At 29.9% G+C, this 11,247-nt stretch carries 10 protein-coding genes and 1 pseudogene; 7 read left to right on the plus strand and 4 right to left on the minus strand.

Annotated elements, in window-relative coordinates; genetic code table 11:
- Window positions 1-110 precede the first annotated feature (110 nt).
- From ACFSSE_RS17900 to ACFSSE_RS17930, 7 genes and pseudogenes are all read left to right on the plus strand, one after another.
- Window positions 111-1,073, plus strand: a complete 963-nt coding sequence (locus ACFSSE_RS17900; protein ID WP_379042588.1) for an MAC/perforin domain-containing protein — start codon at window positions 111-113, stop codon at window positions 1,071-1,073.
- A gap of 1,093 nt (window positions 1,074-2,166) precedes the next feature.
- Entirely contained in the window at window positions 2,167-2,835 is a 669-nt protein-coding gene (locus tag ACFSSE_RS17905; RefSeq protein ID WP_379042585.1) for a glycosyltransferase family 32 protein, read from the plus strand.
- Entirely contained in the window at window positions 2,836-3,885 is a 1,050-nt protein-coding gene (locus tag ACFSSE_RS17910; protein ID WP_379042582.1) for a glycosyltransferase family 4 protein, read from the plus strand.
- A gap of 14 nt (window positions 3,886-3,899) precedes the next feature.
- A complete protein-coding gene (locus ACFSSE_RS17915) occupies window positions 3,900-4,793 on the plus strand; it encodes a glycosyltransferase family 2 protein (RefSeq protein WP_379042580.1) in 894 nt (297 codons plus the stop codon).
- 21 nt (window positions 4,794-4,814) lie between these two features.
- A pseudogene (locus ACFSSE_RS17920) lies at window positions 4,815-4,919 on the plus strand (ATP-binding cassette domain-containing protein); the annotation flags it as partial.
- A 155-nt stretch (window positions 4,920-5,074) separates the two neighbouring features.
- Entirely contained in the window at window positions 5,075-5,662 is a 588-nt protein-coding gene (locus ACFSSE_RS17925) for a class I SAM-dependent methyltransferase (protein WP_379042577.1), read from the plus strand.
- A 108-nt stretch (window positions 5,663-5,770) separates the two neighbouring features.
- Window positions 5,771-5,962, plus strand: coding sequence for a helix-turn-helix domain-containing protein (locus tag ACFSSE_RS17930; protein ID WP_379042574.1), 192 nt, complete (start codon window positions 5,771-5,773; stop codon window positions 5,960-5,962).
- 170 nt (window positions 5,963-6,132) lie between these two features.
- Here ACFSSE_RS17930 and ACFSSE_RS17935 read toward each other — a convergent pair whose 3' ends face one another.
- From ACFSSE_RS17935 to ACFSSE_RS17950, 4 genes are read right to left on the minus strand one after another with little or no spacing between them, the layout of a single operon-like run.
- Window positions 6,133-7,251 carry a glycosyltransferase family 4 protein gene (locus ACFSSE_RS17935; protein WP_379042571.1) on the minus strand — a complete coding sequence of 373 codons (1,119 nt, stop codon included), beginning with the start codon at window positions 7,249-7,251 and terminating at the stop codon, window positions 6,133-6,135.
- A 52-nt stretch (window positions 7,252-7,303) separates the two neighbouring features.
- On the minus strand, window positions 7,304-8,341 hold the full coding sequence (locus ACFSSE_RS17940) for a glycosyltransferase family 9 protein (protein WP_379042568.1): 1,038 nt from the start codon (window positions 8,339-8,341) through the stop codon (window positions 7,304-7,306).
- Window positions 8,334-8,951: a DUF4254 domain-containing protein gene (locus ACFSSE_RS17945; RefSeq protein WP_379042564.1), complete on the minus strand. Its 618-nt coding sequence runs from the start codon at window positions 8,949-8,951 to the stop codon at window positions 8,334-8,336. Before ACFSSE_RS17945 ends, ACFSSE_RS17940 begins: the two co-directional genes overlap by 8 nt.
- 2 nt (window positions 8,952-8,953) lie before the next feature.
- On the minus strand, window positions 8,954-10,663 hold the full coding sequence (locus tag ACFSSE_RS17950; RefSeq protein ID WP_379042561.1) for a helix-hairpin-helix domain-containing protein: 1,710 nt from the start codon (window positions 10,661-10,663) through the stop codon (window positions 8,954-8,956).
- Window positions 10,664-11,247 lie beyond the last annotated feature (584 nt).

An 11,247-nucleotide genomic window follows, 5' to 3' on the forward strand; every position in this document is an offset into this window, starting at 1 on the left:
AAGCAGAAACTAACATTATGTGAATAACCCTACGATTTTTTACTTTTTTCATGCGTTGACCCTGTATATATGCTATCTATAGCTTAATGCTTCAAAAAAATAGGTTATATATGACTGCCTATACTGAATTATTAAAGAATTATTTACAACCAAATTTTGTTTATGCATTAAACAATTATTCTCCACAACAGATTGTTGCTGATTATGGAACCCATATTCTAAAAGACATACTTATTGGAGGAAAACTAGAAGTAATGTATCGTTCTGAAACTGGATCAACCGAAAGAAGGGAGTCTGCTAAAGTCGGTATTACGGCAAGTGTTACTAAAATATTTAATATTACTACAAATTTAGAAACAAATTACAATGAAACCTATATTACAACTAATAGTAATTCAACTTTAAGTTATAGAACCAAAGGAGGGAATTCTTCGATTCCTAACAACCAAATAAGCTTTATAAACGGCAGTATTCCAACAACCACTATTAGTATTTCAGATTGGGAGTCGACAGTAAATTTAAGTAGTTCCATAATGATTGATATTGCTAACGAAGGTTTAATATCTATATCTGAATTAGTAACCGATCCTACTAAAAAAGCTGCACTGCAAAATTACATCAATTCTTATATATATGCGAATTCTGTACAGCTTGATAATGACCCTACACTGAATACATCAATTTTCTATAGGCTATATCATAGGTCTTCTAGGCGTCATCATTATACTGCAGATCCTAGCGAACTGCAATCATTGCAATCTTCTGGGTGGGTAATAGAGGGTAATATAGGTAAGATAAAAACAGCTCAAGTAGTTAATACTGTTCCATTATATAGGTATTATAATTACTTTACTAAAGATCATTATTTTTCAACGTCTATTACTAGACCTAATGGATATGATTCAGAGGGTATTGCAGGTTATGTTTATACTACTTCAAATACTTTTACAAATCCTATTTACCAATATAATTATTCAGGTGGGGATCATTTATATACAAATAATTTTTCGGAATTAGGGAATGGTAATAGAACTTGGGATTATGAAGGTATTAATTTCTATTTGGTAAGATAGAAGTCCTTTGTAGATAATAATTCCATAAGTCGTCGATAATTTTTGTATTATCGACGACATAATGAATTACACCAAATAATATCACAGAATTGCAACTAAAATTTCGGCATCTTATTATATATTATTCAAATAAAATATATAAACTGAAGATTACTAATCTAATAAGTTTGATAATATTTTTTTAAATTCGTATACGCTAAATATCGGATCAAGCGGATTTGTTGGAGGATTTAGATTTAGTCAAATATTTTTGAAGGTCTGAACAAGAATAATTTAAAATCCCTGACTCTTTTAAGATGTTACTCTAAAAGTTTTGACTTTTGTATTGAAAGATTCTGCTGAAGCATTTGTTGATCTGTTGATGAAGAATATAGCTCTTAGTATTTGAAAGCATGTTTTCTACTCTTGCATATTTAAATATATTTCGAAGTTTTAAGAATAAACATAAGCTTTTTTAACGTTAGAGGCGTTTTAAAAAATAATTTGACTCTTAATTTCTTTAATTCAGTCCATTTTGTGTGAAGGTTAAATAGAAGGTACCAGCTTCTGGCTAGTAGCTGTTTGAGGGTGTCGTCATTTGCAATTAGCTCAGTAATCTTTTTATTTAGGTGTTGAATTTAAGTATAAGCTGTGATATCTATAAACCTTTGTTGAAAGCAATAAAGAAAGTTTACTAGATATATAATACTCTAGCACTACCTAGTTCATATTAAAAGACAGAGCCAAACAGTTAGACCGCTAAAAGGTGTCACTAATAAAAAAAATAGTCTGAATTTACTTATCATCAGGAAAATGGATTGATAGAAATATTAAATAAAGAAGTAAGATTTGGTTACTGAAATGATTATTTAAACAATCACCAAATTGTTTAAATTTTATTATGCTTTGGAATTCCCTTTAGCTTATTTTTTGTTTTATTTTTGAGATCTATAATCATTAAAATACAAAAAAGGATAATTCGCTATTTAATTGGTTAATTATTCCTTTTATTTTCCACATGATTTTAGAAAACACATTAGAAAGACAAATTACCATTAACGCATTTTATTTTTTATATCTGATTATACCAAACTAAATATTTCATCTACAAACAATGGCAATTCCTAAAGTAATTTATCAAACATTTAAAACAAAAAAACTTCCTTTAATTACTAAATGGCATATTTGGCGTTTTAAAAAGATGAACCCTGAGTATAAGTATGAATTCTATGACGACGAAAGAATAGACTATTTTTTTAAGACTGAATTTGATACCGAAACTTATCTAGATTATAAGAGATTAAATATTGGTGCGGCTAAAGCTGACTTTTTTAGATATTCAATACTATATAAATATGGAGGAGTTTATTTAGATATAGACAGTGGTATGAATAAACCTTTGAGAGATTTAATAAAACCCGATGATGTTGCCATTATTACAAAAGAAAAAAATCATCCCGAATTGTTTGCTCAATGGGCATTGATATATAGCAAGGGACATCCATTTTTAAAAGCTACAATTGAAGAGATTAGAAATAATATTGCTCTAAATAAATATCCTCATGATGTTCACAAAATGACCGGTCCTTTTATTTATACCACAGCAATAAATAAATGTTTAACACATAATAAAAATATTCCTCACAGGCTTTTTGGTCTTGATTACGATAAATTTTTGAAAGTAAAATATAAGTTGGGTAAACTATCTTTATATGGAAATAGATCAGAACATTGGAAAAAACAACAATTAGTTAAACCGGTTTTAAAAAACATTAATAGTTAAATGGAAAAAGTAATGATTGATTGTGAGCGAATGAAATATCCTTTTAGTGGGCTGGCTCATTTTTGTAGAAACTTGGTTAATAAAATTGTAGAAAAATCTGCAAATGAAATTGATTATACAATCTTTTTACCAAAAGATTTAAAAGGTTGTTTCGGAAATAAAGCCAATTATATTACTGTTAACCCATTACACAAATTAGTTTTACCTGCTTACAGAAATACTATATGGCATGCTACTAGCCAAGTTAAAAACTATCAACCTGCTGGCAAAAACATCAAAAAAATATTAACTATACATGATTTGAATTTTTTGATTGAAAAAGATAGTGCAATTAAAATCAAAAAATTACTTAATAATATTCAAAATAAAATTGACAACGCAGATTACGTTAGTTTTATATCTGAATTTACTTTAAACCAAACTAAAGAACACCTCAATTTAGGAGATAAAATAACTAAAGTAATTTACAATGGTTCGGAAATAGATGTTCCAGAAATTTTATCGGAGCCTATTTATGTCCCCACAAAAAAATTTTTATTTACCATTGGTACTATATTAGAAAAGAAAAATTTCCACACGTTACCCTCAACCATCAAAAATTTAGACATAGAACTCTTAATTGCAGGAGACATTTGTTCTCCCAATTATAAAAATATTATCTTAAATGAAGCAAAAAAACATGGCGTTGATAATAGGGTAAAGATTATAGGTCCAATTAATCATAATGATAAGTGCTGGTACTACAAAAACTGTTTGGCATTTGCATTTCCGAGTTTAGCAGAAGGATTTGGACTTCCACCTGCTGAGGCTATGCGCTTTGGTAAACCAATTTTTTTATCTAAACATACATCGTTACCAGAAATTGGAGGAAATGCTGCCTATTATTTTAATTCTTTTGATGCAGAAGAAATGGCAGAAACTTTAGAAAACGGTTTACATGATTTTGAAAAAAATAATAAAACAATAGAAATATTAGAACAATCAAAGAAATTTAGTTGGACGAACGCGGCTGATGAATATATTGATATTTATAAAATGTTATCTAAATAAAATTCGCAATTATTATGATATCAGTTGTTTTATGCAGTTATAATGGTGAAAATTTTATTGCAGAACAAATAGATTCTATTTTTAATCAAACGTTTGATGATTTTGAACTCATAATTATTGACGATTGTTCTACCGATAAAACTGTAGAAATAATTAACAAATTTTGTTTGTTGAATAAAAGAATAAGTTTGTTTATAAACGAAGAAAACCTAGGTCCTCGCAAATCTTTTTACAAAGGTATTTTAAAATCAAAAGGAGATTACATAGCCTTGTCAGACCAAGATGATATTTGGTTACCAAACAAATTAGAAGTTCTAATTCAAAAAGCTGAAAGTGAAAAAGATGCCCTTCTTTTTTATTCAAACTCTCAAATTATAAATGAAAATGGAGAATTAATAAATCAGTTTCTTAGCGATAAAATAAATCCGTACCAAGGCAACGATAATAGATCTGTTTTGTTTTATAATTTTGTTTGGGGACATACTATGTTTTTTAGAAGAGAACTAATTAATTATGTAGAACCCATTCCTTTAAATTTTAATCATGATAAGTGGTTAACTTTTTTAAGTCTTTCTTACGGAAAAGTAATTTATGTGAACCAGGTGTTACAATATTATAGACATCATGATAAGAATTTGACGGTTAAATATAATTCAAAAGATAAACTAAGTACCCATCCTTTAATAAAGGAAGGCTTGTTTATAGAGTGGTTGGAGCATATTGTACACTCAGGAAATAAAAAAAATTATGAATTCTTTTATACCTTACTTTACAATTATAAAAAAGGTTTAATTGGGAAAATAAAGCTATTTTTTATTTTTGAAAAGTATATGGCTGTTTTACAATATCCGTCAAAGAAAAGCTATGTAAAGAAAATCAATTTTTTAAGGAAAATTATATCTAATTGATATAGCTTATGTTCAAGAAAATTCTCTTACGGTGAAAAAGCCATTTTACAATACATTAGTTTGACTATTCAAAAAGGGAAAACAGTTGCATTAGTTGGATCATCAGGTGGTGGAAAATCAACTCTAGATTGAATACCATGATTTTCTGACCCAAAATCAGGATAAATTAAAATTACCAAAAATTGATTATTACACAAAGTTTTGAAAGCAAATCATAAAATAATTTGTTTTCAAGTTTATAAATTAGTAAAAATATAAATTAACATTAAATATTATAAGTTATGTGGTTACCAACCTTATTACGTAAAAGACCAACAGCAATCAGATTTAACCCAAAAAATTTTACCTACTTACCAAATGATAAATATTTGCTTTATGATTCATCATGGAGAGGTCTTGACGGTATCATACCTGATATAATTTCCCAATTTAATGTACCCACCAATAAATGTTTAGAATTTGGCGTTGAGTACGGATTTTCTACTACTGTGTTTGCAAATTATTTTAAACAGGTAATTGGAGTGGATATTTTTACAGGAGATCATCAAGCTGGTTTGCATGAAGACAATTATACAGAGATGCAGGAAAAAGTAAAACCTTGGGGAAATATTAATTTAATTAAAATGGATTATAAGGATTACATAAAAAACAATGATGAAGTTTTTGATTTAATTCATGTTGATATTATTCATGAATATGAAGAAACTTTTGAATGTGGCTTGTGGGCTGCACAGCATAGTAAAGTTGCCATTTTTCATGATACTAAAAGCTACAAAAAGGTAAAACATGCAGTTCAAGATATTGCTACGGCAACGGGTAAAACATTTTATAACTACCCAAATAATTACGGACTAGGTATTTTAGTTTAAAAATTTAATTGTGTTAAGCATATCGCCTTAGATTCAAGTAATAAATGCAACACAGCGTTTAAAATTAGCCACCCTAGCTTTTGCGAAAAATTCATTCTATCTTTAAAAGTGCAACACTCAAAAAAAGATGGCTTATTAACGTTGGAACAAAGGTACAAAATACAGGCACATTGTGATGTTGGAAAAAGCATCGCTGAAATAACCGCTTACATTGGCAAAGACAGATCTGTTGTTTTTCGGGAGATCAAAAAGGAATTGGAATTGCTACTATTCACTGACGCTAATATAATCTCAATTTAAAAAAATTAAATATTTCAAACCGGAAGAGAGCGCTCTCGTTTGGTATGATTGTAAGTTACTTCAGGTGGTTGAAGGAGAATTACCAGAAATAGAAACTGATAAAACCTAAAGCAAGATCCATGTATCTATACATGCAGACTTACTAGTGAATTTAATATTGATTTAAAGTATTACTGATTTAAAACTTTGGTATAAAGGTCATTCACTTGTTTGGCAATAACATCATCATTAAATTTTTGGACAAATTTAAAACCATCTTTAATCATATTTAAACTTAATTCACTGTTGGAGATTACATCTTCGATGGCCTGAGTTAGCTTATCAATATTATTTGGATCAACATAATACGAGCTAGGACCGCCAGCTTCAGGAAAAACACCGCTAATATTAGTGATTACTGGGGTTTTTGAGTACAAAGCTTCTATAATTGGAATACCAAAACCTTCGAAAAGAGATGGATACACAAATGCTTTAGCGGATTTATATATCAATGCCAAATCGTCCATAGAAATCCCTTTCACAAAAATAATTCGATTTTCTAAATTATTTCGCAAAACATATTGATGTATCTCCTTACTATAGCTTGTCTCTTTCCCGATAATAACTAATGGAACATCTAAGTCTTTAATAGATTTAACTACATTAAACACATTTTTACGAGCTTCTATTGTTCCTACGTTTAAAATAAAATCTTTAGGTAAACCTAATTTGCGTAATAAATTATTTTGTTCTTGCTTGTTTTCCTCTTTCTTGAATGCAGGATGACAACCTTGATAAATAACTTCAATTTTATCTTCATTAATCCCTAAAAAATCGATAATATCTAATTTTGTTTGTTCACTAATGGCTATTATTTTATTTGCCTTTTCAGTAGCGTAAGAGAATTTTTTTAAATAAGTTTTTCTGTCTACATATTTAAATAATTCAGGATATCTTAAAAATATTAAATCATGTACTGTAACAATAGACTTAATCTTTGTTTTTTCGATTCCAAAAGGAATTTCTCCGGATAAACCATGGAAAAGATCGATTTTATATTTTTTAAGATCATTTTTTATCGCTGATGATCTCCAATAAGAAGGGATCAATCTAGATATTAAATCTTCAGGATTTCTTTCTGTTAAATTATTTGTGTTTAATTTGAAAAGATGTTTTCCTTTTTTAGGATTAAATAATTGATAGGTGTTTTGAGGATAGTATTGTGTTAAAATTCTTATGAGGTCCCTGCTATAATTACCTAAGCCTGTGGTATTGTGATATAAGCGTTTTGCATCAAACCCTAAATTCATTTGTAAAGTTTTATTTTTTAATTAATTCTGTTTGGATAAATTGCCATTTTTTTTACTCATGAGTTTTAAGAAGATGTAATGTTTTGTTGATTATTTGCTTCGGCTCAATTAGTTGCATACAAGCTATATCATTTCTAAAGCATGGTTTGTTTCCGTAAATAGAACAAGGCCTGCAAGATATTTCGGCCTGTACACAATTTTCTCCATTTTGCCCAAATCCTAAAAAGCCTGCAAAAGGATGTGTTGCTCCCCAAACGGAGACAACAGGTATGTTTTTTAATGACGCAAAATGCATACCTGCGGAATCCATACTGATCATAGCGTCGAGCTGGGCAATTAAATTTAGTTCGTCATTTAATTTAATTTTTTCAATTGCGGAAAAACAGTTAAAATATTTTTTTTGCCATTCATCAGCGATATTTCTTTCTTCTTCACCGCCACCAAAAATAAAAGTTTTGATATTTTGTTCGCTCAAAGCTTTAACCACTTCGCTCATTTTTTCTTTCGGATAAATCTTTTGCAGGTGTTGCGCAAAAGGAGAAATACCGACCCACTTAGAATTGCCCTTTACTCCGGTTATAGCTTCAACCTGTGGTAAAATAGCTTCTAATTCAGTATTTTCTATTCCGTTTATTACCGCTTTGAGCCCTAAATTTTCAAAAACCTCAATATAACGCATCCACATTGGCTTAAGGGGTCTTAATATTTTACTGTTTTTGCTGATAAGTTGCTTTTTTTCGTTTCTGCCCTTATCTAAGTGTGCTACTTTAATGCCACCTAAACGAAAGAAGAAACTAATAATTCGAGATCTTAAATTAAAATGTAAATCAGCAACATCGGTAATGTTTAATTTTCTTAAATGTCGATAAAGGCGATATAAGCCAGATAAGCCTTTGTATGCTTTGGGGTCAAAGTGCTGAAAAGCTAGGCGAACGATATCCGAAAAAAAAGGCTCAAAAAGTCTTCTACTCAGATATACAAATTCAATTTCCGGATTTTGTTGAACTATTTGTTTAACAACAGGAGCTGTCATCGCAACGTCTCCCATTGCTGAAAAACGGATAATAAGAATTTTACGCTTTTTATCCATTATTTTCTTTGTTTAAACTATATAATATTGGGTTTAAACTTGGGTCATTATACATTTTCAGTTGCTTATAAACCCTCATGTATTTATCTCCGTTTTCGATGTCGCTAATCAGTTCATCAATAGATTTCGAAAGATCCGTTCTTTGTCGCAATAAAACCGATAGCTTATCACTACATGTTGCTCGGTGCTGTTCACTTGCATCAATTCTTTCAGCTTCTTCATTCATATGGAATATTTTCAACCCTAAAATCGAAAGTCTATCAATTGCCCAAGCTGGGCTTTCTGTATTTATTTTAGCATCTGCTTTCGGTTGAATACCTTCAAAACGCTCTAAAAAATAGCTATCTATGTATTCCACCAAGTCCGTTCTTTCTTGGTTTGATGCATCAATTTTTCTTTTCAACTTTAAACCTTCCGCACAATCAATATTTGGGTTTCTTACTACATCTTCCATATGCCATTGAGCGGTGTCAATCCAATTTTTTTTATATAAAAGGAACTCTATTGTAGCTGTCTGGTATGGGTTTTTTGGTTCAAAATCAATCTCATTATTGATATGATAATCATTTATAGATTGATCAAAAATTTGGTTGCAAAGTTTGCTAATCATTTTTAATAGATTGTTTTATCACTTGAATTTAATTTCTTCATCTCAAAAAACTTTGAAATTTCCGCTAAATTAAAAGAATTTAAACACATTTCTTTACTTAAACCACCTTTTCTGCCAATATAAACACCGTATTTCATGTCTAAGAAGCCTTCGGTTCTGTGTGCGTCAGGATTAATAGCTAGTAAAACACCTTTTTCAATAGCATATTGGTGCCATCGCCAATCTAAATCAAGTCTTAAGGGGTTAGCGTTTATTTCTATAGCTACGCCATTATCAGCACAAGCATCAATAATTCGTTTAAAATCTAAAGGATAACCATTTCTACTTAGCAATAACCTTCCTGTTGGATGACCTAATACAGTAGTAAAGGGATTTTCAATAGCTTTAATTAAACGTTCTGTAGCTTTTTGTTCGTCCATTTTCATTCCCGAGTGAACAGAAGCAACCACAAAATCAAAACTTTTTAAAATTTCTTCTGGGTAATCTAAACTGCCGTCCCCTAAAATATCCGACTCTATTCCTTTAAAAATCTTAAACGGAGCCATTTCAATATTTAAAGCATCAATTTCTTTTTGTTGTGCTAAAATTCGCTCAATACTTAATCCACCAGCATAAACCGCAGTTTTAGAGTGGTCGCTCATACCTAAATATTCCAATTTTAATACATCCCTACAATACAAAGCCATCTCTTTAATAGTATGTATTCCATCGCTCCAAGTGCTATGGTTATGTAAAGTGCCTTTTAAATCATTAAACTCAATCAGTTTGGGCAGTTTATTTTCTTTGGCTAATGCTATTTCTTTGTAATTTTCCCTTAGTTCTGGCTCTATAAATGCCAAACCTGCATAGTCATAAATTTCTTGTTCACTTGCAAACACAGTTTTTTCTGCAGCAAAGTAAGATTTTACATTTACTACATGAGCATCACTTCCTGTGGTTTCAAATAATATATTTGCGGCATTTTCGGTATTGCATGTAAAACATTTTATAGTAATTCCACTTTTATCTTTTACAGTAATAAAATTTGGTGTTGTTTCTAATAATTCAAAAACCTCCTGATCAAAAAGCTCAAAACTTACCAAGTTTTTAATGCTGCTAATAAATAAAAAATCTAAAGAATCAATAATTTCAGACTTCCTTCTAAAGTCTCCAGTAACAACTACTGAACTTTCTTTATCTAAATTTGATAATAATTTTTCAAAAAGTGATTTATAAACCGCTACCAAATTCTCAATTTTAGCATATAAAAACCGGCCAGCATTAGCCATTTTAAACTCAATAGCTTTTTTTATTTCTTCCTGAGTTTTATATCCGAAACCCTTGGCTTCAATTAATCTGTTTTCATTACAAGCATAATATAACTCTCCAATATTTTCAATTCCTAAACTATCCCAAATTACCTTAACTTTTTTAGGGCCTAAACCCTTAATTCCCATAATCTCAATAATTCCTAAAGGTGTATTAGCTAATAAATTGTCCAATTCTTGAATACTTCCATTTCTCAGCAATTCACCTATTTTATTAGCAGTACTTTTACCAATACCTTCAATACTTTCAAGTTCAGCTTCATTTTTATCTTTTACTTCAAAAGGAAGTTTATCAATCTTAAAAGAAGCATTAGCTATCGATCTTATTTTGAACGGATTTTCCTCATGCAATTCCATTAATTGCCCCAGAAGTTTAAAAATTTTAGAGATTTCTTTATTTTCCATCGGCTGCAATTTACCTACAATTTACTTTTATTGTAATTTTTTAATCTTAAAATTCAATAAAAACTACTATAACAATATTTCTAATGTTTAATATTAGAAAGGGAACGTCAATTTTTCATGGCAGCCGCTAGTCTGGCTGTACATTCATACAACATCCCAACCCGCCTATCATCGCACAGCCTTAGCCACAGCCCATTCACAAACCCACAACTCGGCCGGTATCCATTTCCATCCAGCTTACTAACAAAGTTCATCTCATTTATCAACCTTTTTAACAAATACACAGTTTTAAATTAGATAACTAAACGATAACTATACGATAACTATACGATAACTATACGATAACTATACGATAACTATACGATAACTAAGAGGTTAATTACTTTATATAACTTCTAGGCTATAAATCTTGTTCAAATAGAAATAATTTGTACAATTTTGAAACAGAGCCAAAATAAACACGACCTTACACTTATAAAATCACGTTCATTACCCTTTAGGGGGCATGGGGGATAAAAATTAATCTCTCAAGAAATGAGCGAGTTAGGGTATAAATAACAAATAAAAGGAGATATCTCTTGACA

Source organism: Pedobacter alpinus (assembly GCF_042684645.1).
GTDB lineage: Bacteria > Bacteroidota > Bacteroidia > Sphingobacteriales > Sphingobacteriaceae > Pseudopedobacter > Pseudopedobacter alpinus.

What these genes read in the sequence shown, in the direction of transcription:
- ACFSSE_RS17950 (WP_379042561.1), bottom strand. Translation starts at nt 10,663, where the DNA reads ATGGAAAATAAAGAAATCTCTAAAATTTTTAAACTTCTGGGGCAATTA.
- ACFSSE_RS17905 (WP_379042585.1), top strand. Translation starts at nt 2,167, where the DNA reads ATGGCAATTCCTAAAGTAATTTATCAAACATTTAAAACAAAAAAACTT.
- ACFSSE_RS17940 (WP_379042568.1), bottom strand. Translation starts at nt 8,341, where the DNA reads ATGGATAAAAAGCGTAAAATTCTTATTATCCGTTTTTCAGCAATGGGA.
- ACFSSE_RS17910 (WP_379042582.1), top strand. Translation starts at nt 2,836, where the DNA reads ATGGAAAAAGTAATGATTGATTGTGAGCGAATGAAATATCCTTTTAGT.
- ACFSSE_RS17945 (WP_379042564.1), bottom strand. Translation starts at nt 8,951, where the DNA reads ATGATTAGCAAACTTTGCAACCAAATTTTTGATCAATCTATAAATGAT.
- ACFSSE_RS17900 (WP_379042588.1), top strand. Translation starts at nt 111, where the DNA reads ATGACTGCCTATACTGAATTATTAAAGAATTATTTACAACCAAATTTT.
- ACFSSE_RS17925 (WP_379042577.1), top strand. Translation starts at nt 5,075, where the DNA reads ATGTGGTTACCAACCTTATTACGTAAAAGACCAACAGCAATCAGATTT.
- ACFSSE_RS17915 (WP_379042580.1), top strand. Translation starts at nt 3,900, where the DNA reads ATGATATCAGTTGTTTTATGCAGTTATAATGGTGAAAATTTTATTGCA.
- ACFSSE_RS17935 (WP_379042571.1), bottom strand. Translation starts at nt 7,251, where the DNA reads ATGAATTTAGGGTTTGATGCAAAACGCTTATATCACAATACCACAGGC.